The 26,378-nt window shown below is 66.7% G+C and carries 25 protein-coding genes and 2 tRNA genes; 8 read left to right on the top strand and 19 right to left on the bottom strand.

The genetic code is table 11. The annotated features are described in order from the left end of the window. Positions 1 to 41 precede the first annotated feature (41 nt). The 3 genes from ACZY0B_RS07130 to leuC form a co-directional block, all read right to left on the bottom strand. Positions 42 to 671, bottom strand: a complete 630-nt coding sequence (locus tag ACZY0B_RS07130) for an HU family DNA-binding protein (protein ID WP_463763324.1) — start codon at positions 669 to 671, stop codon at positions 42 to 44. A gap of 195 nt (positions 672 to 866) precedes the next feature. After that, positions 867 to 1,481 carry a 3-isopropylmalate dehydratase small subunit gene (gene leuD / locus ACZY0B_RS07125; RefSeq protein WP_463763323.1) on the bottom strand — a complete coding sequence of 205 codons (615 nt, stop codon included), beginning with the start codon at positions 1,479 to 1,481 and terminating at the stop codon, positions 867 to 869. Positions 1,482 to 1,501: 20 nt separating this feature from the next. Further along, on the bottom strand, positions 1,502 to 2,941 hold the full coding sequence (gene leuC, locus ACZY0B_RS07120) for a 3-isopropylmalate dehydratase large subunit (RefSeq protein WP_463763322.1): 1,440 nt from the start codon (positions 2,939 to 2,941) through the stop codon (positions 1,502 to 1,504). Between the two features lie 86 nt (positions 2,942 to 3,027). Between leuC and ACZY0B_RS07115 the strand changes: the two genes are divergently transcribed. Both ACZY0B_RS07115 and ACZY0B_RS07110 read left to right on the top strand, forming a co-directional pair. Continuing rightward, on the top strand, positions 3,028 to 3,729 hold the full coding sequence (locus ACZY0B_RS07115) for an IclR family transcriptional regulator (RefSeq protein WP_463763321.1): 702 nt from the start codon (positions 3,028 to 3,030) through the stop codon (positions 3,727 to 3,729). 96 nt (positions 3,730 to 3,825) lie between these two features. Next, positions 3,826 to 4,338, top strand: a complete 513-nt coding sequence (locus ACZY0B_RS07110; RefSeq protein WP_463763320.1) for a PPOX class F420-dependent oxidoreductase — start codon at positions 3,826 to 3,828, stop codon at positions 4,336 to 4,338. Between the two features lie 5 nt (positions 4,339 to 4,343). Here ACZY0B_RS07110 and ACZY0B_RS07105 read toward each other — a convergent pair. The 4 genes from ACZY0B_RS07105 to ACZY0B_RS07090 all read right to left on the bottom strand — a co-directional run bounded on the left by ACZY0B_RS07105 (position 4,344) and on the right by ACZY0B_RS07090 (position 6,940). Beyond that, positions 4,344 to 4,416, bottom strand: a tRNA-Glu gene (locus tag ACZY0B_RS07105). Positions 4,417 to 4,489: 73 nt separating this feature from the next. After that, positions 4,490 to 4,561: transfer RNA gene (locus tag ACZY0B_RS07100), tRNA-Gln, on the bottom strand. A gap of 115 nt (positions 4,562 to 4,676) precedes the next feature. Further along, positions 4,677 to 6,143, bottom strand: a complete 1,467-nt coding sequence (gltX, locus tag ACZY0B_RS07095; RefSeq protein ID WP_463763319.1) for a glutamate--tRNA ligase — start codon at positions 6,141 to 6,143, stop codon at positions 4,677 to 4,679. Further along, positions 6,140 to 6,940, bottom strand: coding sequence for a fumarylacetoacetate hydrolase family protein (locus ACZY0B_RS07090; protein ID WP_463763318.1), 801 nt, complete (start codon positions 6,938 to 6,940; stop codon positions 6,140 to 6,142). Before ACZY0B_RS07090 ends, gltX begins: the two co-directional genes overlap by 4 nt. Before the next feature lie 105 nt (positions 6,941 to 7,045). Between ACZY0B_RS07090 and ACZY0B_RS07085 the strand changes: the two genes are divergently transcribed. Next, complete coding sequence (locus ACZY0B_RS07085; protein ID WP_463763317.1) at positions 7,046 to 8,362, top strand: MFS transporter; 1,317 nt, start codon at positions 7,046 to 7,048, stop codon at positions 8,360 to 8,362. Here ACZY0B_RS07085 and ACZY0B_RS07080 read toward each other — a convergent pair. Together ACZY0B_RS07080 and serA are read right to left on the bottom strand one after the other, a co-directional pair. Then, entirely contained in the window at positions 8,262 to 9,284 is a 1,023-nt protein-coding gene (locus tag ACZY0B_RS07080) for a 3-isopropylmalate dehydrogenase (RefSeq protein WP_463763316.1), read from the bottom strand. The genes ACZY0B_RS07085 and ACZY0B_RS07080 overlap by 101 nt on opposite strands. Further along, positions 9,281 to 10,867 carry a phosphoglycerate dehydrogenase gene (gene serA / locus ACZY0B_RS07075; protein ID WP_463763315.1) on the bottom strand — a complete coding sequence of 529 codons (1,587 nt, stop codon included), beginning with the start codon at positions 10,865 to 10,867 and terminating at the stop codon, positions 9,281 to 9,283. The genes ACZY0B_RS07080 and serA overlap by 4 nt, the downstream gene beginning before the upstream one ends. A gap of 29 nt (positions 10,868 to 10,896) precedes the next feature. On the opposite strand from serA, the gene ACZY0B_RS07070 reads away from it, so the two are divergent. Continuing rightward, positions 10,897 to 12,339: a phytoene desaturase family protein gene (locus tag ACZY0B_RS07070; RefSeq protein ID WP_463763314.1), complete on the top strand. Its 1,443-nt coding sequence runs from the start codon at positions 10,897 to 10,899 to the stop codon at positions 12,337 to 12,339. Then, positions 12,336 to 12,935 (top strand): NAD(P)H:quinone oxidoreductase, encoded by a 600-nt coding sequence (gene wrbA / locus ACZY0B_RS07065; protein ID WP_463763313.1) that lies wholly within the window; start codon positions 12,336 to 12,338, stop codon positions 12,933 to 12,935. The genes ACZY0B_RS07070 and wrbA overlap by 4 nt, the downstream gene beginning before the upstream one ends. 7 nt (positions 12,936 to 12,942) lie before the next feature. Here the strand turns inward: wrbA and ACZY0B_RS07060 are convergent, their stop codons facing one another. From ACZY0B_RS07060 to ACZY0B_RS07045, 4 genes are all read right to left on the bottom strand, one after another. Next, on the bottom strand, positions 12,943 to 13,296 hold the full coding sequence (locus ACZY0B_RS07060) for a nuclear transport factor 2 family protein (RefSeq protein WP_463763312.1): 354 nt from the start codon (positions 13,294 to 13,296) through the stop codon (positions 12,943 to 12,945). A gap of 109 nt (positions 13,297 to 13,405) precedes the next feature. Further along, positions 13,406 to 14,407, bottom strand: a complete 1,002-nt coding sequence (ilvC, locus tag ACZY0B_RS07055; RefSeq protein ID WP_463763385.1) for a ketol-acid reductoisomerase — start codon at positions 14,405 to 14,407, stop codon at positions 13,406 to 13,408. A 60-nt stretch (positions 14,408 to 14,467) separates the two neighbouring features. Then, positions 14,468 to 14,974: an acetolactate synthase small subunit gene (gene ilvN, locus ACZY0B_RS07050; RefSeq protein WP_463763311.1), complete on the bottom strand. Its 507-nt coding sequence runs from the start codon at positions 14,972 to 14,974 to the stop codon at positions 14,468 to 14,470. Further along, positions 14,974 to 16,842 carry an acetolactate synthase large subunit gene (locus ACZY0B_RS07045; RefSeq protein WP_463763310.1) on the bottom strand — a complete coding sequence of 623 codons (1,869 nt, stop codon included), beginning with the start codon at positions 16,840 to 16,842 and terminating at the stop codon, positions 14,974 to 14,976. The genes ilvN and ACZY0B_RS07045 overlap by 1 nt, the downstream gene beginning before the upstream one ends. 351 nt (positions 16,843 to 17,193) lie before the next feature. On the opposite strand from ACZY0B_RS07045, the gene ACZY0B_RS07040 reads away from it, so the two are divergent. Next, positions 17,194 to 17,550 (top strand): PH domain-containing protein, encoded by a 357-nt coding sequence (locus ACZY0B_RS07040; RefSeq protein WP_463763384.1) that lies wholly within the window; start codon positions 17,194 to 17,196, stop codon positions 17,548 to 17,550. Between the two features lie 17 nt (positions 17,551 to 17,567). On the opposite strand, the gene ACZY0B_RS07035 is transcribed toward ACZY0B_RS07040, so the two are convergent. Further along, entirely contained in the window at positions 17,568 to 18,410 is an 843-nt protein-coding gene (locus tag ACZY0B_RS07035) for a DoxX family protein (RefSeq protein WP_463763309.1), read from the bottom strand. A 244-nt stretch (positions 18,411 to 18,654) separates the two neighbouring features. Between ACZY0B_RS07035 and ACZY0B_RS07030 the strand changes: the two genes are divergently transcribed. Beyond that, the gene (locus ACZY0B_RS07030) at positions 18,655 to 19,776 is read left to right on the top strand and encodes a PQQ-dependent sugar dehydrogenase (protein WP_463763308.1); all 1,122 of its coding nucleotides are present in this window, start codon (positions 18,655 to 18,657) and stop codon (positions 19,774 to 19,776) included. A gap of 25 nt (positions 19,777 to 19,801) precedes the next feature. On the opposite strand, the gene gatB is transcribed toward ACZY0B_RS07030, so the two are convergent. The 5 genes from gatB to gatC form a co-directional block, all read right to left on the bottom strand. Next, complete coding sequence (gatB, locus tag ACZY0B_RS07025) at positions 19,802 to 21,319, bottom strand: Asp-tRNA(Asn)/Glu-tRNA(Gln) amidotransferase subunit GatB (RefSeq protein WP_463763307.1); 1,518 nt, start codon at positions 21,317 to 21,319, stop codon at positions 19,802 to 19,804. A gap of 57 nt (positions 21,320 to 21,376) precedes the next feature. Continuing rightward, on the bottom strand, positions 21,377 to 22,597 hold the full coding sequence (locus ACZY0B_RS07020; RefSeq protein ID WP_463763306.1) for a MinD/ParA family ATP-binding protein: 1,221 nt from the start codon (positions 22,595 to 22,597) through the stop codon (positions 21,377 to 21,379). 118 nt (positions 22,598 to 22,715) lie between these two features. Further along, positions 22,716 to 23,747, bottom strand: a complete 1,032-nt coding sequence (locus ACZY0B_RS07015; protein ID WP_463763305.1) for an ATP-dependent 6-phosphofructokinase — start codon at positions 23,745 to 23,747, stop codon at positions 22,716 to 22,718. A 47-nt stretch (positions 23,748 to 23,794) separates the two neighbouring features. Further along, a complete protein-coding gene (gatA, locus tag ACZY0B_RS07010) occupies positions 23,795 to 25,282 on the bottom strand; it encodes an Asp-tRNA(Asn)/Glu-tRNA(Gln) amidotransferase subunit GatA (RefSeq protein ID WP_463763304.1) in 1,488 nt (495 codons plus the stop codon). Further along, the gene (gatC, locus tag ACZY0B_RS07005) at positions 25,279 to 25,578 is read right to left on the bottom strand and encodes an Asp-tRNA(Asn)/Glu-tRNA(Gln) amidotransferase subunit GatC (RefSeq protein WP_463763383.1); all 300 of its coding nucleotides are present in this window, start codon (positions 25,576 to 25,578) and stop codon (positions 25,279 to 25,281) included. Before gatC ends, gatA begins: the two co-directional genes overlap by 4 nt. A gap of 142 nt (positions 25,579 to 25,720) precedes the next feature. Here gatC and ACZY0B_RS07000 point away from each other — a divergent pair, with 142 nt between their 5' ends. Beyond that, entirely contained in the window at positions 25,721 to 26,377 is a 657-nt protein-coding gene (locus ACZY0B_RS07000) for an ACT domain-containing protein (RefSeq protein ID WP_463763303.1), read from the top strand. The last annotated feature ends 1 nt before the right edge of the window (position 26,378 follow it).

Here is a 26,378-nt window from a genome sequence, read left to right as displayed (position 1 = left end):
TGCCGCCCGAAGGGTATTCGCGTCTGAACTCGGTTACTACGTTACTTGCGGCCGCGCTTGACTGCGGCCTTCTTGGCCGGAGCCTTCTTCACAGCCTTCTTGGCCGGAGCCTTGGTTGCGGCCTTGCGCACTGGCGCCTTGGTCGCGGCCTTCTTGGCCGGAGCCTTCTTCACAACCTTCTTGGCCGGAGCCTTGGTTGCGGCCTTACGCACGGGCGCCTTCTTGGCGGGCGCCTTCTTCACCGCAGCCTTCTTGGCGGGCGCCTTCTTGGCGGGCGCCTTCTTGGCGGCGGCCTTCTTGACAACCTTCTTCACCGCAGCCTTCTTAGCAACCTTCTTGGCTGCGCCTGCAACAACTCCACGTTTCACGGCCGGTCCTTCCGACGGGAGGCGCTGTGCGCCAGCGACAACCGCTTTGAATTGAGCACCCGGACGAAACGCGGGGACGGACGTCGGCTTTACCTTCACCGTCTCACCGGTACGCGGGTTGCGGGCCACACGTGCTGCGCGGCGCCGTTGTTCGAACACACCGAACCCGGTGATGGTCACGCTGTCGCCCTTGTGCACCGCACGCACAATGGTGTCGACAACATTCTCGACAGCGGCGGTCGCCTGCCGACGGTCCGAGCCCAATTTCTGTGTGAGCACATCTATGAGCTCTGCTTTGTTCATCCAAACCCTCCGAAGCCAGTGGTCCCATTTTGGGAACCGACTAGCGAACACGGTAAACCCTTACCTAGCAAATTTCCAAGCGCCACGCGCAATTTCACGGCTAAGCGACAGGAATTTCCGCAATCCGGTTGCCGCCCTTGGTCGGTGACGCAGGCGAAAAATAAGCCTTGCTATCTAAGAGGATCCGGGCGGAATTCACCCCGATCGAGGAGTTGATGGGGCGGGCAGAGTGCGCGGTTTCCAGTCCGGACGGGCCGCCTCGAAAGATTCGATCTCGTCGAGTTTCCGCAGCGTAAGGGCTATATCATCGAGTCCTTCGAGCAATCGCCACGCGGTGTAATCGTCAATCTTGAACGGCAGCACCGTCGTTCCCGCGGTGATATTTCGATCTTGAAGATTGGCAGTGATTTCCAGCCCCGGACTCTGCTCGATGAGCTTCCAAAGAAGTTCCACACCGTCCTGGCTGACTTCGGCCGCCAACAGCCCCGACTTGCCCGCGTTGCCCCGAAAAATGTCACCGAATCGAGACGAGATGACGACTCGGAACCCGTAGTCCATCAGTGCCCACACGGCATGCTCGCGCGACGATCCGGTCCCGAAGTCGGGTCCGGCGACCAAGACCGAGCCTCGGTCAAAGGGACTGAGGTTGAGCACGAATGACGGATCTGAGCGCCACGTCGCGAACAATCCATCCTCAAAACCGGTCCGGGTGACGCGCTTCAAATACACCGCAGGAATGATCTGATCGGTATCGACATTGGAGCGCCGCAGCGGCACGCCAATCCCGGTGTGGGTCTGAAAGGGTTCCATCTTCGTCCTCGATTTCGTTTTCAGTTCAAGTCAGCCGGAGCGGAAAGCGTGCCGCGTACCGCGGTTGCCGCGGCGACGGCCGGTGACACCAAATGCGTACGGCCGCCTTTGCCCTGGCGCCCTTCGAAGTTGCGGTTGGACGTCGCGGCGCAACGCTCGCCGGGCGCGAGCTGATCGGGGTTCATACCCAGGCACATCGAGCAGCCGGCCTGCCGCCATTCGGCCCCGGCGGCGGTGAATACCTCACCGAGGCCCTCGGCTTCGGCCTGCGCGCGTACCCGCATCGAGCCCGGAACCACCAGCATTCGCACGCCGTCGGCCACTCTGCGACCGCGCAACACCTCGGCCACCACCCGCAGATCTTCGATACGACCGTTGGTACAAGACCCGACGAACACCGCGTCGACCGCGATCTCGCGCATCGGCATACCCGGCCGAAGGTCCATATATGCCAACGCTTTCTCCGCGGACTGCCGCTCGCCGTCGTCGGTCATCAGATCGGGATCCGGCACCGCCGCACCCAACGGCACTCCCTGGCCGGGATTGGTCCCCCAGGTGACGAACGGGGTCAACGACTCCGCATCGAGATAGACCTCGGTGTCGAAAACGGCGCCGTCGTCGGTGCGCAGCTGTTGCCAATACTGCAGTGCGGCGTCCCACTGCGCGCCGGTCGGCGCGTGCGGGCGGCCACGCAGGAATTCGTAGGTGGTCTCGTCCGGCGCCACCATTCCGGCCCGCGCGCCGGCTTCGATGCTCATGTTGCAGACCGTCATCCGGCCTTCCATCGACAGCGCCTCGATCGCGCTACCCCGGTATTCGATGACATGGCCCTGGCCGCCACCGGTGCCGATCTTCGCGATCAACGCGAGGATGATGTCCTTGGCCGAGACGCCGGGCGGCAATTGGCCGTCGACATTGACCGCCATTGTCTTGAAGGGCCGCAACGGCAAAGTCTGGGTCGCCAGCACATGCTCGACCTCCGAGGTTCCGATTCCCATTGCCAGCGCAGCGAATGCTCCGTGGGTGGACGTGTGACTGTCCCCACAGACGATCGTCATTCCCGGTTGGGTCAGCCCCAATTGCGGTCCGACAACGTGCACGATGCCCTGCTCGATATCGCCCATCGGATACAGGCGGACACCGAATTCGGCGCAGTTATGCCGCAACGTTTCGACCTGAGTGCGCGATATCGGGTCGGCGATCGGCTTGTCGATGTCGACGGTGGGGACGTTGTGGTCCTCGGTGGCCAGCGTCAGATCGGGCCGGCGCAGCGGACGGCCGGCCAGGCGCAGGCCGTCAAACGCCTGCGGGCTGGTGACCTCGTGCACCAAATGCAGGTCGATGTAAATCAGGTCGGGCGCACCGGCCCCATCGCCTGACGCGCCGGATACCACAACGTGGTCGGCCCAAACCTTTTCGGCCAGAGTGCGCGGCTTGCCGGCAGGCACTTCGGTTCCCATCGTGAACTCGCCTCTATTCGCCTCATTCGCGGCTCGCCGATCAAGCTGGGCTGTGATCTCAGAATGCGAGACGCTAGTATCTCTTTATGAGACAGCATAGCGGCATCGGCGTCCTGGATAAAGCCGTGGGTGTGCTGCACACGATCGCGGAATCTCCCTGCGGGTTAGCCGAACTGTGCGAACGGACCGGCTTTCCCCGGGCCACCACGTACCGGCTGGCGGCCGCGCTGGAAGTACATCGCCTGCTCGCGCGCGACGACGAAGGGTGTTGGCAGCTGGGGCCCGCACTGACCGAACTCGCCGCGCACGTCAACGATCCGTTGCTGGCAGCCGGCGCGGCGGTGCTCCCCCAGTTGCGCGAGACCACCGGCGAAAGCGTGCAGCTTTACCGGCGCGAGGGCACGTCGCGGGTTTGCGTGGCCGCCCTGGAACCGGCTGCGGGCCTTCGCGATACGGTCCCGGTCGGCGCGCGGTTGCCGATGACGGCGGGTTCAGGGGCCAAAGTCTTGCTGGCTCACAGCGATGCAGCCACGCAAAACGCCGTGCTGCCGACGGCGAAGTTCACCGACCGGACGCTGGCCGAAGTGCGCCGGCGCGGTTGGGCGCAAAGCGTTGCCGAGCGCGAGCCGGGGGTGGCGAGTGTGTCGGCGCCGGTGCGCGACGGCCGCGGCGTGGTCGTCGCGGCCATCTCGGTGTCGGGACCCATCGACCGGATCGGCCGGCGTCCCGGAGCGCGCTGGGCCGCCGACCTGTTGTCGGCCGCCGACGCAATGGCTCGCCGTCTGTAGTCGGCTCCCCAGGCTTCGAGTGTGCGTTCAGGGCGGCCAGTGTGCGTACAGGGCGCCCTGAACGCACACCGAAAAGCCATTTGACAAACTGACGCGATGGGAACCAATCAGCGCGCGAGCATCGTCATGACCGAGGATGAGATCGCCGACTTCGTCGTCAAGAGCCGCACCGGGACAATGGCCACCATCGGGCGCGACGGCCAGCCGCACTTGACGGCCATGTGGTACGGGGTTGTCGACGGCGAAATCTGGATAGAGACCAAAGCCAAGTCTCAGAAGGCCGTGAACCTGACCCGCGATCCGCGGGTGACCTTTTTGATCGAGGACGGCGACACCTACGACACATTGCGTGGAGTGTCCTTCGAAGGCGTTGCCGAGATCGTCGACGATCCCGACGTCTCGCATCGCGTCGGGGTCAGCGTGTGGGAGCGCTACACCGGCCCCTACACCGACGAGATGAAGCCGTTCGTCGAGCAGATGATGAACAAGCGGGTCTGCGTGCGCATCGTCGCCCGGCGCTCGCGCTCGTGGGATCACCGCAAACTTGGCTTGCCGCCGATGCCGGTGGGCGGATCAACCGCCCCGGCCGTGCTGGGGACCGGCCAGTAAATTTGTAGCCCCGATGGGATTCGAACCCACGCTACCGCCGTGAGAGGGCGGCGTCCTAGGCCGCTAGACGACGGGGCCAGAACCGATCCGAGCTGCCAGCATAGCTCACCCGACGGGGGCCACCTAATCGCTTTCAGCTGACAGACTTTTGCTGGGGTACCAGGACTCGAACCTAGAATGGCGGTACCAGAAACCGCTGTGTTGCCAATTACACCATACCCCATTGGCTGCCTAAAACCGCTGTTCAGAGCGGGTTTCGCGGGCCGTTACCAGCCTCGAAGACCGCCGCTGCCAGCCGTTGTCGGCCTTTGCGAACCGCTGTGCAGATTACCAAAGATTTAGACCGCCTCGTCGCGCGCGGCCCGCAACCGCGCCAGGCTGCGGTCGCGGCCGAGCAGCTCGAGGGACTCGAACAGTGGCGGGCTGATCGTGGTCCCGGTCGCGGCGACCCGGATCGGGCCGAACGCCTTGCGCGGTTTGAGCTCGAGACCCTCGATCAATGCGGCTTTGAGGGCCTCCTCGATCTGGGCCACGGTCCAGTCGGTCACGCCGTCCAGCGCCGTCAGCGCGGCGTCCAGCACAGCGACTCCGTCCGCACCGAGCTCCTTGGCGGCGGCCTTGGGGTCGATCGCGTACTCGTCGTCGTTGAGGAACTTCAGCAGGTCCCACGCGTCGCCGAGCACCACGATGCGGGTCTGCACCAGCTCGGCCGCGATGGCGAACGCCGCCTCGTCGAGCGAAAGGCGATGTCCGTGCACGTCGAAGTAGTCGCGCAGCCTGCCGGTGAAGTCGGCCACGTCGAGCATCCGGATATGTTCGGCGTTGAGGGCGTCGGCCTTCTTCTGATCGAATCGGGCCGGGTTGGAGTTGACGTCGACCACGTCGAACGCGGCCACCATTTCGTCGAGGCTGAATAGATCGTGATCGTCGGCGATCGCCCAGCCCAGCAGCGCAAGGTAATTCAGCAGCCCTTCGGGGATGAAGCCCCGGTCGCGGTGGGCGAACAAATTGGACTGCGGGTCGCGCTTGGACAGCTTTTTGGTTCCCTCCCCCAATACGGTTGGCAGGTGGGCGAATTCCGGAATGCGCTCGGCGATCCCGATTCGGATCAACGCCTGGTACAACGCCAGCTGACGTGGCGTCGACGGCAGCAGGTCCTCCCCGCGCAGCACGTGGGTGATCTTCATCAGCGCGTCGTCGCACGGGTTGACCAACGTATATAAGGGATCTCCGCTTGCGCGGGTCAACGCGAAATCGGGCACCGAGCCCGCCGCGAAGGTAGTGGTCCCGCGCACCAGGTCGTCCCAGGTGAGGTCTTCGTCGGGCATCCGCAGCCGCACCACCGGCTTACGGCCCTCGGCCAGGAACGCCGCGCGCTGGGGATCGGTCAGTTGCCGGTCGAAGTTGTCGTAGCCCAATTTGGGGTTGCGACCGGCGGCGACGTGGCGGGCCTCGACCTCCTCCGGCGTCGAAAACGCGTAGTAGGCCTCACCCGCCGCGAGCAGCTTGTCCACCACCTCGCGGTAGATCTCGCTGCGCTGCGACTGCCGGTACGGGCCGTGGGGTCCACCGACCTCGGGGCCCTCGTCCCAATCCAGCCCCAGCCAGCGCAACGCGTCGAGCAGGGCCAGATAGCTTTCCTCGCTGTCACGCTCGGCGTCGGTGTCCTCGATGCGAAAGACGAAGGTGCCGCCGGTGTGCCGCGCATAGGCCCAGTTGAACAGGGCGGTGCGAACCATCCCGACGTGCGGGGTGCCGGTGGGCGATGGGCAGAAGCGGACCCGAACGGCGCTTGGCGCAGTCACGACTTTCCTTTGCGGACTACGGGATTGGAGAGGGTGCCGATGCCCTCTATCGAGATGGAGACGGTGTCGCCATCCTCGATGGGGCCGACTCCGGCCGGCGTCCCGGTGAGGATAAGATCGCCCGGCAGCAAGGTCATCACCGCCGAGATCCATTCCACGATGGCGCCGACGTCGTGGATCATCAGCGAGGTGCGGCTGTCCTGTTTGACTTGGCCGTTCACCTCGGTGCGTAGCGCGAGATCGGCCGGGTCGACGTCGGTGACGACCCACGGCCCAACCGGACAGAAGGTGTCGTGCCCCTTGGCGCGAGTCCACTGGCCGTCGGCCTTTTGTTGATCGCGCGCCGACACGTCGTTGGCGATCGTGTAGCCCAGAATGTTGTCGGCGGCCTGGGCGGCGGCGACGTCCTTGCACGGCCGGCCGATCACCGCGGCCAGCTCCCCCTCGAAATGCACGGGTGATGCGTTGGCGGGCAAACGAATCGGCACGTTCGGTCCGATGATGGCGGTGTTGGGCTTGAGGAAAATGATGGGATCCGCCGCGGCCGACCCCGTCCCGAAGCTTGCCATCTCGGCGATGTGGTCGCTGTAGTTCTTGCCGATGCAGACCACCTTGCCGGCCAGCATCGGGGCCAACAGCCGGACGTCTGAGACCGGCCATGAGCGACCGGTAAACGTGGGCGTGCCGAACGGGTGCTCGGCGATCTCGCGGGCAATCATCGCGCTGGGATCCTCCAGCGGACCCTCGATGCTGACGAAAGAGACACCGTCCGGGCTGGCGATTCGACCAAGGCGCATTCAGGTGAGCCTAGTGACGGTCGCGAGGCCGTTAGCAGCCGGGCGATGCGGGCCTGCCCAGCGAGCCAGGGACAATTCTCAAAAGGCGTGTGCAAGCATGAGCGGATGCCCACGGACCCGGAGGGTACGGGCCAACTGAGCGCCGGCGCACGCTGGTCAATCACGATCATCTCGTTGTGGGTGACAGCGAGTTCGTTCCTCTTCATCAACGGCATTGCTTTTTTGATTCCCTCGCTCGAGGCGAAGCGCGGAATTCCACTGACCGAAGCCAGTCTGCTGTCGTCGATGCCCAGCTGGGGCATGGTCGTCACCCTAGTCGGATGGGGCTACGTGCTCGACCGCGTCGGCGAGCGGGTCGTGCTGACGCTGGGCTCGGCGCTCACCGCGGCGGCGAGTTACGCCGCAGCCTCGGTCCATTCGATGGCGGCGGTCGGTGTCTGTCTGTTTCTGGGCGGCATGGCGGCCGCGAGTTGCAACGCGGCCGGTGGCCGGCTGGTGTCGGCTTGGTTCCCGCCGCACCAGCGCGGCCTCGCGATGGGCATCCGCCAGACCGCCCAGCCGCTGGGTATTGCCATGGGGGCGTTGGTGATGCCCGAGCTGGCCGAGCACGGTCTGCGCGCTGGGCTGATGTTCCCGGCGTTTGCGTGCACCATCTCCGCGGTGGCCAGCGCGATCGGAATCATCGACCCGCCGCGGAAATCACGGAAAGCTGCCACCGCGCAGGAACTGGCCAGTCCGTACCGAGGATCGTTGGTGCTGTGGCGAATCCACGCGGTGGCGGGCCTGCTGATGATGCCGCAGACCGTAACCGTCACGTTCATGCTGGTGTGGCTGATGAGAGACCACGGCTGGTCGGTCGCGGCCGCCGGCGGCTGGGTCACCCTGTCGCAGCTGCTCGGGGCGGTGGGCCGGATCGCGGTCGGCCGCTGGTCGGACCGGGTCGGCTCGCGAATGCGACCGGTGCGAATCATCTCCATCGCCGCGACGCTGACGTTGTTCGTGCTCGCTCTCGCTGACGAGCACGATTGGCTGTTCGAAGTGCCGCTGATGATTGCCATCTCGGTAATCGCCGTGCTCGACAACGGATTGGAGGCAACGGCGATCACCGAATACGCCGGGCCGTTCTGGAGCGGACGCGCGCTGGGCGCGCAGAACACCACACAGCGGCTGATGGCGGCAGCGGGTGCCCCGCTGTTCGGTGTCTTGATCGACGCGGCCAAATATCCAGCGGCGTGGGCGTTATGCGGTCTGTTCCCGTTGATGGCGATTCCGTTGGTGCCGACCAAGCTGCTGCCGCCCGGCTTAGAAACCAGGGCGCGAACTACAGCCCGGCTGCGATCCGTTCGCCGACTTCGCTGGTGGAAAGCCGTTCGTCCCCGCGAGACGCCAGATACGTCTCGACAGCCCGGTCCACCCGGGTAGCGGCGTCGGCCTCACCAAGATGGGCGAGCAGCATCCCCACCGAAATGATGGCCGCGGTCGGATCGGCGATACCCTTGCCGGCGATGTCGGGTGCGCTGCCGTGCACCGGCTCGAACATCGACGGATTCGTCCGGGTCGCGTCGATATTTCCACTGGCGGCCAAGCCAATTCCGCCGGACACGGCCGCGGCCAGGTCGGTGATGATGTCGCCGAACAGGTTGTCGGTGACGATCACGTCGAAGCGTCCGGGGTCGTTGACCAGGAAGATGGTGGCGGCGTCGACGTGTTGATAGGCCACCTCGACGTCGGGATATTCCGCACCGACCTCCGCGAAGACTCGCGACCACAGTTTCCCGGCGAAGGTCAGCACGTTGTTCTTGTGCACCAGCGTCAAATGCTTGCGACGCTGCCGGGCCCGCTCGAACGCGTCGGCCACCACGCGACGCACTCCGAACGCGGTGTTGACGCTGACCTCGGTCGCCACCTCATGGACAGTTCCCACCCGGATCGCGCCACCATTACCGGTGTAGGGACCTTCGGTTCCCTCTCGCACCACCACGAAATCGATGTTGGGATTTCCCGGCCCCTCCAGTTTCAAAGGGCTGCTCACCCCTTTGTATAACCGGGCCGGCCGCAAATTGACGTGATGATCGAGCTCAAAGCGCAGGCGCAACAACAGACCTCGCTCCAGCACGCCGCTGGGCACCGAGGGATCACCGATCGCCCCGAGCAGGATCGCGTCGTGCTCCCGCAGCTCGGCGAGCGCCGACTGGGGCAGTAACTCACCGGTGGCGTGGAAACGCCGCGCGCCCAGGTCGTATTCGGTCTTCTGCACGCCCGGCTTGACCGCATCAAGGATTTTGACTGCCTCGGCGACCACTTCGGGTCCGATGCCGTCACCGCCGATGATCGCCAATTTCATGACAGGTCAACCACTTCGAGCTTGTTGGCGCCGACCGCAAGCGAGATCGCCTTCCGCACGTCGTCGGGCACATCTTGGTCGAGGCGCAGCAGGATCGTCGCGCTCGGACCCTCGGCGTCCTCGGAGAGCTGCGCGGCCTGGATATTCACCTCGGCCGCGCCCAGCAGGGTGCCGATTTTGCCCAGCGCACCGGGCTGGTCGATGTAGTTGATCACCAGGTTCTTGCCCTGGGCCCGCAGGTCGAAGTTGCGGCCGTTGATCTGAACGATCTTCTCGGCCAACTGCGGACCCGACAGCGTGCCGGCGACGTTGACGCTCGAGCCGTCGTGGGCGACCGCCCGCACATCCAAAAGGCTGCGGTGGTTGGGACTCTCGGTGGCCGTGCTGATTTCGGCGGTCACACCGCGTTCGGCAGCCAGCGCCGGAGCGTTGACGAAGGTGACCGGGTCCTCGATGATCGCCGAGAACAGACCCCGCAGAGCCGAAAGCTTCAGCACCTCAACGTCTTCGGCTGCCAGCTCGCCGCGCACCTGCACCGACAACGACGCGGGCAGACCATCGGACAGGGCAGCAGCCAGCACGCCGAGTTTGCGCGCCAGGTCCAGCCAGGGCGCCACCTCCTCGTTGACCACGCCGCCGCCGACGTTGACCGCGTCCGGCACGAACTCCCCTGCCAGCGCCAGCCGTACGCTCTCGGCGACGTCGGTACCGGCGCGATCCTGCGCCTCGGCGGTGGACGCCCCCAGGTGCGGCGTCACCACCACTTGCGGCAACTCGAAGAGCGGGCTGTCGGTGCACGGCTCGGTGGAGAACACGTCGAGCCCGGCGCCGCGAACCTGGCCGCTGCTGATCGCTTCGGCCAGCGCCGCCTCGTCCACCAGGCCGCCACGCGCGGCATTGACGATGATGACGCCGGGCTTGGTCTTGGCCAGCGCCTCCTTGTCGATCAGGCCGGCCGTCTCGGACGTCTTCGGCAGGTGCACCGAGATGAAGTCGGCGCGGGTCAGCAGTTCGTCCAGGGGCAGCAATTCGATGCCGAGCTGTGCGGCGCGCGCCGCTGACACATAGGGGTCGTAGGCGATGATGTGGGTGCCGAACGCCGCGATACGCGCCGCGACCAACTGGCCGATCCGGCCCAGCCCCACGATGCCGACGGTCTTGTCGAAAAGCTCGGTGCCCGAGAACGACGACCGCTTCCAGGTGTGTTCACGCAGCGTGGCGTCGGCCGCCGCAATCTGGCGGGACGCGGCCAGCAGCAGCGCGATCGCGTGCTCGGCGGCGCTGTGGATGTTCGACGTCGGAGCGTTGACCACCAGGACACCGCGTTCGGTAGCGGCGTCGACGTCGACGTTGTCCAGCCCGACCCCGGCGCGGGCGACGATCTTGAGCTTGGGAGCCGCAGCCAGTACCTCGGCGTCGACGGTGGTAGCCGAACGCACCAGCAGCGCGTCGGCCTCCGGCACCGCTGCCAGCAGCTTCTCCCGATCCGGACCGTCTACCCAGCGCACCTCGACCTGGTCACCGAGGGCGGCAACAGTTGATTGAGCGAGTTTGTCGGCGATTAACACAACAGGCAAGTTCACGCCGCCAGCGTATCGGCTGTAATTGTCCGATGGACGTCACCGTCGTCGGCAGCGGACCCAACGGGCTCTGTGCGGCCGTCATCTGCGCCCGCGCGGGACTCAAAGTGCAGGTCGTCGAGGCGCAGCCCACCTTGGGTGGCGGTGCGCGCACCGCGGCCGACCCAGAATTTCCCGGAGTCGAACACGACATCTGCTCGGCGGTCCACCCGCTGGCGCTGGCGTCACCGTTTTTCGCCGAGTTCGACCTGCCCGCCCGCGGTGTGCGGCTGGCGGTACCCGACATCGCCTACGGCAATCCGCTGCCGGGTCGGCCGGCGGCGATCGCCTACCGCGACCTTGAGCGCACTTGCGCCGAGCTGTCCGACGGCGCGTCCTGGCGCCGGCTGCTGGGTCCGCTGGTGACGGACTGGCATGCCGTCGTGGAATTGCTGCTCGGCGACAAGCGGTCGCTGCCCGGTTCGCCGCGCTGCGCGCTGCGCCTGGGACTGCGGATGCTGGCACAGGGCACGCCGGCGTGGGGGTCGCTGGCCGGCTTACTAAACGGAGACGACAGTCGCGCGCTGTTCACCGGCGTTGCCGCTCATGTGCTTTCGCGAATGCCGTCCATGACGGCGGCCGGGGCCGGGTTGATGCTGGCGACGCTGGCCCATTCGGTCGGCTGGCCGATCCCGGTCGGTGGCAGCCAGGCGATCACCGACGCGCTACTCGCCGACCTGCGCGCGCACGGCGGCGAAGTGACCGCCGGCGTCGAAATCACCGACCCGCCAAACGGTGTCGTCGCCTTCGACACCGCGCCGACCGCACTGTTGCGGATATACGGTGGCGCCCTGCCGGACCGTTACGCTAAAGCGTTGCACCGCTACCGCTTTGGCCCCGGAGTCGCCAAGGTCGACTTCGTGCTCAGCGACGAGATTCCGTGGTCGGATCCGCGCCTGAGCCAGGCACCCACCCTGCATCTCGGCGGCGGCCGGGAGCAGATGGCGCTCGCCGAGCAGGAGATCGCGGCCGGACGCCATGCGCAGTGGCCGATGGTGCTGGCCGCCGCACCGCACATCGCCGATCCCGGCCGCATCGACAGCCGGGGTCGCCGCCCGTTCTGGACATATGCCCACGTCCCGTCGGGTTCCACCCTTGACGCCACCGGGGCCGTCACGGCAACCATCGAGCGGTTCGCACCGGGCTTTCGCGACGTCGTGCTCGCTGCCCGCGCGGTGCCCGCCGCACACATGACCGACCACAACGCCAACTACGTCGGCGGCGACATCGGGATGGGCGGAAATTCCGCGTGGCGCGCGATCGCCGGGCCCACACCGCGGCTGGACCCTTGGCGCACACCGATTCCGAAGGCGTATCTGTGTTCGGCGGCCACCCCGCCGGGCGGTGGGGTGCACGGCATGGCCGGTTACTTCGCCGCGCGCAGCCTGTTGCGCCGCGAATTCGGCATCAGGGAGATGCCTAAGCTGACGCCATGACCAAACTGGCGATCATCTACTACTCGGCCACCGGCCACGGCACCACGATGGCCAAGCGCGTCGCCGCGGCGGCCGAGACCGCCGGCGCCGAAGTACGGGTACGCCCCGTCGCCGAGACGCGCGACCCGGAATCCTTCGCGCAGAACCCGGCCTGGACGGCGAACTACAACGCCACCAAGGACCTTCCCGCGGCCAGCGGCGACGACATCGTGTGGGCCGACGCCGTGATCTTCGGCTCGCCCACCCGGTTCGGCTCGCCGGCGTCGCAGTTGCGCACCTTCCTGGACTCCCTGGGCGGGCTGTGGGCCGAGGGCAAACTGGCCGACAAGGTGTACGCCGGCTTCACGTCGTCGAACACCGTGCACGGCGGCCAGGAGACCACGCTCGTCGCGCTCTACCTCACGCTGATGCACTTCGGCGGTATCCTCGTGCCGCCGGGGTACACCGATCCCAGCAAGTTCGTCGACGGTAACCCCTATGGGGCCAGCCTGGTCACCACGCACGACAACATCGAGGACATCGGCGACATCACCGGCGACGCGTTGGAGCACCTGGCGCGCCGCGTCGTGACAATCGCCGACCGCCTGACGTCGTAACCCGCGGCTACCGCACCAAATACGTTCCGTGGCCTTCGATTACCAGGTCGCCGCTGAACCGGAGAACTTCGCTCACCCGGTCACCATCCTGGTTGCGGTACGCAATGACGATGGTGTCGATGCCCAGGTAGACATCCTCAACGCTGAACCGCAGGTGAGGAATACGCTGCAACGCCCGGGCCCAGTAACGTCGCAGTTCCGACTTGCCGCGAACGACTCCGCCGGTCTCTGGCACAACCTTGACGGCCACCGGCGACGTGAACACCACATCGTCGTGAAAGTGCTCAAGCACCGCCTCGACATCGTGAGCGTTCCATGCATCGACCCACTGCCTGCTGAACGCGACCGGATCAAGGTTCACGCGGTCACCATCCTGGTCAGCCCGGCTTCGTCCTAAGCTGCCGAACGTGCACTCACGGCGAGAAAATCGCCGAAAGTTCGCCCTGAGTGCACGTTCGGCGCGAAAAGCCCTATGCCGTCTCGGTGATCGGGCGGTCCACCCAGCTCATCAGGTCGCGCAGCTTCTTGCCGGTGACCTCGATGGGGTGCTCGGCGTTCTCCTTGCGCAGCTGCTCGAGCTGCTTGTTGCCGCCTTCGACGTTGGCGACCAGCTTCTTGGTGAACTCGCCGCTCTGGATGTCGCGCAGGATCTCCCGCATCCGGTCCTTGGTGCCGGCGTCGATGACGCGCGGCCCCGACAGGTATCCGCCGAACTCCGCGGTGTCGGACACCGAGTAGTTCATCCGGGCGATGCCGCCCTCGTACATCAGGTCGACGATCAGCTTGAGCTCGTGCAGCACCTCGAAGTACGCCATCTCCGGCGGGTAGCCCGCCTCGACCATCACATCGAAACCGGTCTTCACCAATTCCTCTGTGCCACCGCACAACACGGCCTGCTCACCGAACAGGTCGGTTTCGGTCTCGTCTTTGAAGGTCGTCTTGATGACGCCGGCGCGGGTACCGCCGATGGCCTTGGCGTAGGACAGCGCAAGCGCCTCGCCCTTGCCGGTCGGGTCCTGGTCGACGGCGATCAGACACGGCACGCCCTTGCCGTCGACGAACTGCCGGCGCACCAGGTGTCCGGGTCCTTTCGGGGCGACCATCGCGATCGTGACGTCGCCGGGCGGCTTGATCAAATCGAAGTGGATGTTGAGCCCGTGGCCGAAAAACAGTGCGTCGCCGGGCTTGAGGTTCGGCTCGATGTCTTCCGTGAAGATTTCGGCCTGAGCGGTGTCGGGCGCCAGCAGCATGATGACGTCGGCCCACTTGGCGACCTCGGCCGGAGTGTCGACCTGCAGACCTTGCTCTTCGACCTTGGGCCGTGACTTCGAGCCCTCCTTGAGCCCGACACGCACCTGCACCCCCGAGTCGCGCAGGCTCAGCGAGTGCGCGTGCCCCTGACTGCCGTATCCGATGACGCCGACCTTGCGACCCTGAATGATCGACAGATCTGCGTCATCGTCGTAAAACATCTTTAATGCCTCTGGCACGGTGAATCTCTCCTTCTCGTTGGACTTTTGGAGTGCGCGACGCTACTTGGCGGTGCCGATACCACGCGGCCCGCGGGACAGCGACACCACTCCCGATTGGACGATTTCGCGGATACCGAACGGTTCCAGCACTCGCAGCAGCGCCTCGAGCTTGCCGCGGGTACCGGTCGCCTCGACGGTCAGCGAATCCAGGGATACGTCGACTACCTTGGCGCGGAACAGGTTTGCCGCTTCGATTACCTGAGCGCGGGTGGTGGAATCGGCCCGCACCTTGACCAGCGCCAACTCGCGAGCCACCGAGTTGTCCTCGTCCTGCTCGACAATTTTGATGACATTGATCAGCTTGTTGAGTTGTTTGGTGACCTGCTCGAGCGGAGTCTCCTCGGCGGACACCACGATGGTCATCCGCGACATGTCCTTCTGCTCGGTGGCACCCACAGCCAGCGACTCGATGTTGAAACCGCGCCGGGAGAACAGCGCCGCGACGCGCGCGAGCACACCCGGCTTGTCTTCGACCAACACCGAAAGTGTGTGCGTCTTGGCGTACATCAGGCGTGCCCTTCGGTTTCGTCGTCGAACAACGGCCGAATGCCGCGGGCGTGCTGAATCTCGTCATTGCTTGTCCCGGCGGCCACCATCGGCCACACCTGCGCATCGGCGCCGACGATGAAGTCGATCACGACCGGGCAATCGTTGATCGCACGCGCCTGATTGATCACGTCGATGACGTCTTCTTCACGCTCGCAACGCAATCCGATACAACCCAATGCCTCGGCCAGCTTCACGAAGTCCGGGATGCGGCGTGAGTGCGTGGCCAGATCGGTCTGCGAGTAGCGCTCCTCGTAGAACAGGCTCTGCCACTGTCGCACCATGCCGAGGTTGCCGTTGTTGATCAGCGCCACCTTGATCGGCACGCCCTCGATCGCGCAGGTGGCCAACTCCTGGTTGGTCATCTGGAAGCACCCGTCGCCGTCGATCGCCCAGACCTCCGCCTCGGGGCGAGCGACCTTGGCGCCCATGGCCGCCGGGATGGCGAACCCCATGGTGCCCAGCCCGCCGGAGTTGAGCCAGGTGCGTGGTTTCTCGTAGGAGATGAACTGGGCAGCCCACATCTGGTGCTGACCCACGCCGGCGACGTAGATGGCGTCGGGCCCGGCGATCTTGCCGAGCTGCTCGATCACGTACTCCGGGCTCAGGCTGCCGTCGCTCTGCGGGCCGTAGCTCAGCGGATAGGTCGACTGAACCTCGTTCAGATATGCCCACCAGGTCGTCATGTCGATCTTGCCCGGGGTTTCGTACTGGCGCAGCATCGCGATGAGGTCGGTGATGACGGCTTTGACGTCGCCGACGATCGGCACATCGGCCGCCCGGTTCTTGCCGATCTCGGCCGGGTCGATATCGGCGTGGATGACCTTGGCTTCGGGCGCAAAGGAATCGAGCTGTCCGGTCACCCGGTCGTCGAAGCGGGTGCCCAGCGCGATCAGCAGATCACTGCGCTGCAGCGCCGCCACCGCGGCAACAGTGCCGTGCATGCCCGGCATGCCCAGGTTCTGCGGGTGGCTGTCCGGGAACGCGCCCCGTGCCATCAACGTGGTGACCACCGGGATCCCGGTCAGCTCAGCCAAATCCCGCAGCTGCTCGGTCGCCTCGCCGCGGATGACGCCGCCACCGACGTAGAGCACTGGTTTGCGCGCACGCGCGATCAGCTTGGCGGCCTCACGGATCTGCCGGTTGTGCGGCTTGATGTTCGGCTTGTAGCCGGGCAGGTCCATCCGCGGTGGCCAGCTGAACGTGCACTGGCCCTGCAGCACGTCCTTGGGGATGTCGACGAGCACCGCGCCCGGACGCCCCGACGAGGCGATGTGGAAAGCCTCGGCCAGCACCCGGGGAATGTCGTCGCCGGAGCGAACGAGGAAGTTGTGCTTGGTGATCGGCATGGTGATGCCCGAGATGTCGGCCTCTTGGAAGGCATCGGTACCGATCAGGGACCGCCCGACCTGGCCGGTGACGGCGACCACGGGTATCGAGTCCATCTGCGCATCCGCCAGTGGGGTCACCAGATTGGTGGCTCCGGGGCCCGACGTGGCCATCATGACGCCGACCTTGCCGGTGGCGTGCGCGTAGCCGCTGGCCGCGTGACCGGCGCCCTGTTCGTGGCGAACCAGCACGTGCCGCAGCTTTTTCGAGTCGAACAGCGGGTCGTAGACCGGCAGCACCGCGCCGCCCGGGATCCCGAAGATGATCTCGACGTCGAGCTCCTCCAACGACCGGATTACCGACTGTGCGCCGGTAAGTTGTTGCGGTGCAATATGTTTGGATTGCTTGGCCGGAACTTTTGCTGCGCCTTCAGCGGAGTCCGGTGCCCAGTCGTCGCCATGCTGCGACCCGGGTGTCTGTGGCCTGGTGGGTGCGCTCACTCTGGTAATTGTCCTCTTAGTCCTGATTTGGCTGTGGAGTTTCGTTGATACACAAGAAAAAACCCCCGTCAGCTCCCGCTGATCGAGGGTTGCGCGTTGGTGCCGGATAGCTTCACATGCTGCAGGAGCTAGTCAGCCGCCAACGCGCCGACTAATTACTACGAGCATCCCGGGCTTTCCGGTGGTTTCCATAACGTTCGACGGTAGCCTTCGCACTGCTCAACCGTCAAATCCAGTGCGGCGGGGACCGATATCCGGGCGCCGGCGTCGGCGCGTGATCGTCAACGCAAGCCGGAGTGAAATGATGCTTGGGTGGCTTCCGGTTCTACCGCCCCGACACCCGCGCCCGTAGTGATCAAGATCTCACCGATCGCGCACTTCGCCGTGGGATTCTTGACCCTCGGATTGTTGATCCCGGTGCTGGCGTGGCCGTTAGCGACGCCGCTGCTGGCGATCCCGGTGCTGTTGTCGGCTTTGATCATCCGGCTGCGCACGGTGGCCGACGACAAGGGCGTGACGGTGCGAAACCTGCTGGGGAGCCAGACGGTCGGCTGGGACGACATCGACGGACTGCGATTCCACCGCGGTTCCTGGGGGCGCGCCAAGCTGAAAAGCGGGGCGGAGCTGCGCTTGCCGGCGGTCACTTTCGCGACGCTGCCGCAGCTGACGGCAGTCAGTTCCGGGCGCGTACCCAATCCCTACCGATGACGGCCTAGCGGGGCAGTTCAGGCGACCGGATTGACCCCGTTGAGCAGCACCCACACGGCGATACCGGCGGCGATGCCGGCCAGCAGCGCCACGAACGACCCGATGAAGGGCCGATGCGCCCATCCCCTGTTGGCGTCCAGGCCATAGCGGCCGGGTCCGGCCAGCACGACCGCGACGGCCATCACGATCAGCGTGATCTGGTATTCGTGCCCCTGTGGCAGGAAAAACCCGAAGGTGTGCGGCCGCGCCGAGACGGTGGCGAGCAGACCGTTGATCAGGAACGCCAGCGCACCTGCCGCGGCCACCGGGGTGAACAACCCCAGGACCAGCAGCGCGCCCGAGACGATCTCACCCCCCGCGCTCACATAGGACAAGATGTCGGCGTGCTGGTAGCCGACATCGGACAGCGAGTTCTTGAAGCTGCCGATGCCCTGACCGCCCCACCAGCCGAAAAGCTTCTGCAGGCCGTGCGCACCGAGCACCACCCCGAGGCCGACCCGCAACACCAGCAAACCGAGATTCTGGGTGCCGCGCCGACCGATGGCGCGTTCGGCTTCGAAGTCCTCGCTCGCGTCGATCTCGGCGGGTTCGGCCGCTAAATGCCGGGGCGCCGACTGCGGCTGCACGTACGGCAGCGGCTCCGGCTGGTCGAGGACGTGGTACGACGGTGCGGCCGGGCTGGGCGCCTGGTTCGGGTCTTGATAAGGGATGACGGAGGTGGGTCCGAAGTCGCCCGGATACCCGACCGGGGTCAGGTCATCTTCGGGGTCGACCAAGCGCGCTGCGGCGGGGCGTCCCGGGGCCGGCTCCGGAGCTTCGCCGGGCCGCTGCCAGGGTGCGTCATTAGATTGACCGGTCACGGGTGTCAGGGTAAGGGCATTGCGGGCGTGAATCGGGGATTTGTGCGGCGCTTTCGCCAGGTAATTGACGCTCAGACCGCTAAACAGGCCCGGATTGGCCCCAAATGGGCTCTCGATCGTTCCGAAATAGGGAACGCGCGCCGAAGAACCGGCGCCCACCGCCCGCCCTGCACGACCGGCTTGCGGGCGTCCACAAGGGCACGCCTGTGGCGCCGGTGCCCGCACTATCCGTAGCCTGTCGGTCATGCGTTTGGGGTGGCCGGTTCGGTGCGGGCTCGCCGCGCTCTGCGCGGTAATGCTGGTGGCGACGGGCTGCGCGCGGTTCAACGACGCCGCGTCCGCGCCCTTCACCACCGCCCCGGAACTCAAGCCGCAGCCCAGCTCGACGCCTCCCCCGCCGCCGCCGCTGCCGCCCACGCCTTTCCCCAAGGCCTGCCCCGCTCCGGGAGTGATGCAGGGCTGCTTGGAGAGCACCAGCGGCCTGATCATGGGGCCCGACAGCAAAACCGCTTTGGTCGCCGAACGCACCACCGGCGCAGTCAAGGAGATCTCGGTCAGCGCCGAGCCGAAGGTGAAACTGGTCATCCCGGTCGACCCGTCCGGGGATGGCGGCTTGATGGATATCGTGCTGTCGCCGACCTACACCCAAGACCGCCTGATGTACGCCTACATCAGCACGCCCAGCGATAACCGGGTCATCCGCATCGCCGACGGCGATATCCCCAAGGACATCCTGACCGGGATTCCCAAGGGCGCCACGGGAAACACCGGAGCACTGCTGTTCACCAGCCCGACCACGCTGCTGGTGCTGACCGGCGATGCCGGTAACCCGGCCATGGCCGCCGACCCTAAATCGTTGGCCGGCAAGGTGCTGCGCATCGAGCAGCCGACCACCGTCGGCCAGGCACCGCCGACGACGGCGCTGTCCGGCGTCGGCTCGGGCGGCGGCCTGTGCGTCGATCCCGTCGACGGCTCGCTGTATGTCGCCGACCGCACGCCGACCGCGGACCGGTTGCAACGCATCACCAAGGCCTCGGAGGTCTCCACGGTGTGGACGTGGCCGGACAAACCGGGCGTGGCCGGATGCGCGGCGATGGACGGGACCGTGATGGTCAACCTGGTCAACACCAAATCGACGGTGGCAGTGCGGCTTGCGCCCAACACGGGCGCGGTCACCGGTGAACCCGACGTCGTCCGAAAAGACACCCACGCCCACGCGTGGGCCCTGCGGATGTCGCCCGACGGAAACGTCTGGGGCGCCACCATCAACAAGACCGCCGGTGACGCCGAAAAACTTGACGACGTGGTCTTCCCGCTGTTCCCGCAGGGCGGCGGCTTCCCGCGCAACAACGACGACAAGGCCTAGACGGCGCGCGGCCTGCTGATTCGCGTTAGGCCTGCCCGCAGGCGGCCAGCACCAACTCGCGCACCCGTGCCGCATCGGCTTGCCCGCGGGTGGCCTTCATGACCGCGCCCACGATCGCGCCCGCCGCGGCCACCTTGCCGCCGCGAATCTTTTCCGCCACATCGGGATTGGCGGCCAGGGCCTCGTCGACCGCGGCCTGGGTGACCGAGTCGTCGCGGACCAGCGCCAGACCGCGTGCGGTCATCACCTGCTCGGGTTCGCCCTCTCCGGCCAGCACACCTTCGACGACCTGGCGGGCCAGCTTGTTGGACAGCTTGCCGTCGTCGACCAGTCCGATCACCGCGGCCACCTGGGCGGGCGTGATGGCCAGCTCGTCCAATTCGATGTTCGCCTCGTTGGCCTTCTGCACCAGGAAGTTTCCCCACCAGGAGCGCGCCTGGGTGCTGGACGCGCCATGCTTGATGGTCGCGGTGACCAATTCGATCGCGCCGGCGTTGACGAGGTCACGCATCACCTCGTCGGAAACACCCCACTCTTCCTGAATCCGCTTGCGGCTCAACCACGGAAGCTCGGGGATGGTCTGACGCAACTGCTCGACCAGCTCGCGACTGGGCGCGACGGGCTCCAGGTCGGGCTCGGGGAAATAGCGGTAGTCCTGCGCCGTTTCTTTGGCGCGACCCGGGCTGGTGAATCCGCCGGTTTCCTGAAAGTGCCTGGTTTCCTGCGTAATTTGACCGCCGGACACCAGAACTGCGGCCTGGCGTTGCATTTCGTAACGAACCGCGACCTCAACGCTTTTCAGCGAGTTGACGTTCTTGGTCTCGGTCCGGGTGCCGAACTCGGTGGCACCGGTCGGCTTCAGCGACACGTTGGAATCACAACGCATCGAGCCCTGATCCATCCGTACATCGGATACTTCCAACGCGCGCAACAGGTCTCGCAGCGCCGTTACGTAAGCGCGGGCGATCTGCGGTGCCCGGGCTCCGGTTCCCTCGATGGGCTTGGTGACGATTTCGATCAGGGGCACGCCGGCGCGGTTGTAGTCGATCAGCGACGTCGTCGCGCCATGGATGCGGCCCGTCTCGCCGCCCAGGTGAGTGAGCTTGCCGGTGTCCTCTTCCATGTGAGCACGCTCGATCTCGACCCGCCAGGTGGTGCCGTCTTCCAGCGGCGCGTCGAGGTAGCCGTTGATGGCGATCGGCTCGTCGTACTGCGAGATCTGGTAGTTCTTCGGCATGTCCGGGTAGAAGTAGTTCTTCCGGGCGAAGCGGCACCACGGCACGATCTCGCAATTCAGGGCCAGCCCGATGCGGATCGCCGACTCGACCGCGGCCCCGTTGAGCACGGGCAGCGAACCCGGCAACCCCAGGCACACCGGGCACACCTGGGTGTTGGGTTCGGCACCGAATGTGGTGGAGCAGCCGCAGAACATCTTGGTCGCGGTGGACAGCTCGACGTGTACTTCCAGCCCGAGCACCGGATCGAAACGCGCGAGGACGTCGTCGTAATCCAGCAGCTCAGCCGCCCCGGAGGTCACAGTCATGGAAACGATCCTAATGGTGGCGGCGCGGACCGCCGGGCCCGGCACAACAGCCGGCGATCAGGACAAGCGGGGCTCCCGCCAGGACCGCAGCTCGACTTTCTGGCCTACGGCCCGGCCGGCGGCCATGTCGCCCAGCGCGGCCGCCATCTCCAGGTAGCCGCGCCGGCTCTCCTTACTCAACCGATCCAGCCCGAGCTCTGTGCCCTCGTGCACGTGGCGATCGAAGGGCAAGACCACGGTGGCACCGACGCGAGCAGCCAGTGCCGCGAATTCGTTGGTGACCACACCGTCGAACTTCGCCGGCTCGGTGTAGTTCATGGCAAGTACCGTCGACTTCATCAGCTGCCGATATCCGTTGTTGGACAACCACTCCAGCGTCGTCCTGCTCTTACGTACCGCATCGATGGAAGTGCCGCTGACCACCACAAGAGCCCGCGCCTCGGGCAGCACCGCGTCCATCACGCTGGAATTGATTGCCTTGACGCAATCCACCAACACCACCGAATAGTGTTTGCGCAGAATCGAAAACGCCTTGGCGATGTCCTGGCGCTCCAACCGCCAGTCGGTGCGGCCGTAGTCGGGCAACCCGAGCACTTCCAGGCCGAAGCTGTTCATGTGGGTGTGCGCCCGGATCTCCGCGTACTGGGTCACCGAATCGCGTGCAAGGAGATCGGCCAGGCTCAGCGGGTTGCGGCGGCCGTGGCGTTCCGCCAGGTCTCCGGCGTCGATGTCGACGGCGATGACCCGGTCGCCGCGTGCCTCGGCGAGAGTCGACCCGAGCGCCTCAACGACCGCGGTCTTGCCGACGCCGCCCTTGAAGTTCAGCACGGCGATCGGAAATACGCCGCCGATGCCGGTGCCGATCCGTTCGCGCAGCGCCTGCTCGTATGCGGCGTCCTTGCCCGGACCGAGATCGATCCCGATCACCCGGTGGATCACCTCTCGCCAGCCGCGCCTGCCCGACGGAGCGTTTTCCCGGTGGTCCAGGCCATCCAGAGCGGTGCCGCCCAGCGTCAGATCACGGCGATACGGCGCCGCCGCCCGCCGTGCCCGCATCCCGGGGGAAGGTGTCGGCGGCCCGGACGGCCGCGGCGGACGCCCGGGCGGCCCATAGCGCGGCTCCGGCACCGTGGCCGCCGTCGGATCGGCGTCGGCCCGCCAGCTCGGCACCCGAGGAGGCACAGGTTTCGACGTGCCCGACGGATACGCCGGAGCAGCAGATAGGGCATTGACTCCGCGAACCCCCTCGCGGTTGCGCATACCGGCTGGGGTAGCCATTTCGACCTGCCGGTTAAACCAGAAAAGTCGGCTCGTTTACGACGCTGGCCGATCGGGCGGCAAATTCAGACGGTCGTCGCGCCGGCGCTACCGGTCGTTTGCCCGCCGGGCCGCGGTGTCAGCCGAAGAACGCGGCGGCCTCGTCGTAGCGGTCCTCGGGCACCAGCTTCAGGTGGCGCACCGCGTCGGCCAGCGGCACCCGGCCGATGTCCTGCCCGCGCAGCGACACCATCTGGCCGTATTCGCCGGTGTGCGCGGCGTCGGCGGCGTTGACCCCGAACCGGGTGGCCAGCACCCGGTCGTAGGCCGTCGGGATGCCGCCGCGCTGGACGTGACCCAGCACCGTGACGCGGACTTCCTTGTTGATCCGCCTCTCCACCGCGATGCCCAACTGCTGAGCCACGCCGGTGAAGCGTTCGTGCCCGAACTCGTCAATCCCGCCCTCGCGCAACGCGATCGAGCCCGGGGTCGGCTTGGCTCCCTCGGCCACCACGCAGATGAAGTGCGAGTCCCCGCGCTGGAAGCGGCGCTTGACGAGCCGGCACACGTCCTCGATGTCGAAGGGCTGCTCGGGGATCAGCGTCATGTGCGCACCGGACGCCAGCCCCGCGTTCAGCGCGATCCAGCCCGCGTGGCGGCCCATCACCTCCACCAGCATCACCCGCTGATGGGATTCGGCGGTGCTGTGCAACCGGTCGATGGCGTCGGTGGCCACGGTCAGCGCGGTGTCGTGACCGAAAGTCACGTCGGTGCAGTCGATGTCGTTGTCGATCGTCTTCGGCACGCCGACCACGGGAACGTTCTCCTCGGACAGCCAATGCGCGGCGGTCAGCGTGCCTTCACCGCCAATCGGGATGAGCACATCGATGCCGTTGTCGTCCAGGGTCTGCTTGATCTGGTCCAGCCCGGCCCGCAGCTTGTCGGGGTGCACGCGGGCGGTGCCCAGCACCGTTCCGCCCTTGGCCAGCAGCCGGTCGTTGCGATCGTCGTTCTGCAGCTGGATGCGCCGGTTTTCCAGCAACCCGCGCCACCCGTCCTGAAAGCCGACCACCGACGAGCCGTACCGGGCGTCGCAGGTGCGTACCACCGCCCGGATGACGGCGTTGAGACCCGGACAGTCCCCGCCTCCGGTGAGAATTCCGATCCGCATCCCTTTATCTTGCCCGTGCCGGCTACTGACGGCGCGATTTGGGCCCGCTAAACGGTCGGAGCCACCGGCAGCGGTCCGCGCGCGGCCTCGTAGGCGGCACCGACGCGATAGAGGCGGTCGTCGGCCAGCGCGGGCGCCATGATCTGCAGCCCTACCGGCAGCTGGTCGTCCGGGGACAGCCCGGACGGCACCGACATCCCGCAATGGCCGGCCAGGTTCAGCGGCAGCGTGCACAGGTCGAACAGGTACATGGCCAGCGGATCGTCGACCTTCTCCCCCAGCCGAAACGCCGTGGTCGGTGTCGCCGGCGACACCAGCACATCGACGGATTGGTAGGCCTCGTCGAGATCGCGAGCGATCAGGGTGCGGACTTTCTGCGCCTGGTTGTAATAGGCGTCGTAGTAGCCCGCCGAGAGCGCGTAGGCACCAATCATAATGCGGCGCTTCACTTCTGGCCCGAAGCCAGCGGCCCGCGTCAGCGCCATCACTTCCTCGGCGCTGTGGCTGCCGTCGTCGCCGACCCGCAGGCCGTAACGCATCGCATCGAAGCGCGCCAGGTTGCTGGACACCTCCGACGGCAGGATCAGGTAGTAGGCCGCCAGCGCGTAATCGAAGTGCGGGCAATCGACTTCGCTCACCTGAGCGCCCAGCGCGGTCAGCTGTTGCACCGCGGCCTCGAACGACGCCAGCACCCCGGGCTGGTAGCCCTCGCCGCGCAGCTGGGAGACCACGCCGATCCGCACGCCGCTCAGATCGCCGTGCGCGCCGGCTTTGGCGGCCCCGACCACGTCGGGCACCGCGGCATCGATGGAGGTGGAGTCCATCTGGTCGTGCCCGGCGATCACCTGATGGAGCAGCGCGGTGTCCAGCACGCTGCGCGCGCACGGGCCGCCCTGATCCAGCGACGACGCGCAGGCCACCAGGCCGTAGCGCGACACCGTGCCGTAGGTGGGCTTGACCCCGACGGTCGCGGTCAGCGCGGCGGGCTGGCGAATCGAGCCCCCGGTGTCGGTGCCGATGGCCAGCGGCGCCTGGAAGGCGGCCAACGCCGCCGCGCTGCCACCGCCCGACCCGCCGGGCACCCGCTCGAGGTCCCACGGGTTACGGGTGGGGCCGTAGGCCGAGTTCTCCGTCGACGAGCCCATCGCGAACTCGTCCATGTTGGTCTTGCCCAGGATCGGGATGCCGGCCGCGCGCAGCCGGGCGGTGACGGTGGCGTCGTACGGCGAGCGCCAGCCCTGCAGGATCTTGGATCCGCAGGTGGTGGGCATGTCGACGGTCGTGAACACGTCTTTGAGCGCCAGCGGGACACCGGCCAACGCCGAGGGCAGCTGCTCGCCGGCCGCCACCGCCGCGTCGACGGCGGCCGCCGCCGACAGCGCCTCGTCGGCTGCGACGTGCAGAAACGCGCTGTAGCGGTCGTCGGTCGCGGCGATCTGGTCCAGGCAGGCCTGGGTGATCTCGACAGACGACAGCTCCTTGGCGGCGACCTTGGCGGCCAGTGTCGCGGCATCCGATCGGATGATCTCGTTCACTGGCTGTCCCCGAGGATCTGCGGAACGGCGAAGCGGCCGTCGACGGCCGACGGCGCCGCGGCCAGCGCCTCCTGCTGCGTCAGCGACGGCCTGGTCTCGTCCGGGCGGGTGACGTTGACGTCCTTGAGCGGGTTGTCGGTCGGCTCGACGCCGGTGACATCGACCGCCTGGATCTGGCTGACGTGGGTCAGGATGGCGTCGAGTTGGCCGGCGAAGCTGTCCAGCTCGGTATCGGTCAACGCCAGCCTGGCCAGCCTGGCCAGGTGCGCGACCTCGTCGCGGGAGATCTGGGGCACGAGCGAAAAGCCTAACCGGGCTGCGGGCGCGAACGTGCAGCCGGCCGCACGCTCGCCGCCCACCGTGAAGCTGGTTTCACCCTCGTCGGCGACCCCGCCCTGCGGAAATGCCGTACGCGCGGCACTGTGCAAAAGTGGGCGCGTGCCGTCGTATCTGTTGCGCATCGAGCTCGTCGACCGCCCGGGAAGCCTGGGCGCGCTGGCGGTGGCGCTCGGTTCGGTCGGCGCCGACATCCTGTCACTCGACGTGGTCGAGCGCCGCGCGGGTTATGCGACCGATGACCTGGTCATCGAACTGCCGGTGGGGGCGATGCCCGACACGCTGATCACCGCGGCCGAGTCGCTGCACGGCGTGCGGGTGGACAGCGTGCGCCCGCACACCGGCCTGCTGGAAGCGCACCGCGAGCTGGAACTTCTCGACCATGTTTCCGCCGCCGGCGATAAGGCGGCGCGGCTGCAGGTGCTGGCCGACGAGGCGCCCCGGGTCCTGCGGGTGAGCTGGTGCACGGTGATGCATCGTTCCGACGGGGGGCTGCAGCGCCTCGCCGCCAGTCCCGGCGCGCCCGAAACTCGCGCGGTCTCGGCGCCGTGGTTGCCGATCGAGGAGGCCGCGACGCTGGACGGTACCGCCGAGTGGGTGCCGCAGGCGTGGCGCGACATGGACACCACGATGGTGGCCGCCCCGCTGGGCGACCCGCACACGGCGGTGGTGCTGGGCCGTCCGGGCCCGGAATTCCGGCCTTCGGAGGTGGCGCGCCTGGGTTACCTGGCCGGGATCGTCGCCACCATGCTGCGCTGAT

The sequence above is a fragment of the Mycobacterium sp. IDUB_19 genome (assembly GCF_055419445.1).
Note: the sequence above shows the minus strand (reverse complement) of the source record. Positions and strands in the feature narration are given on the sequence as shown.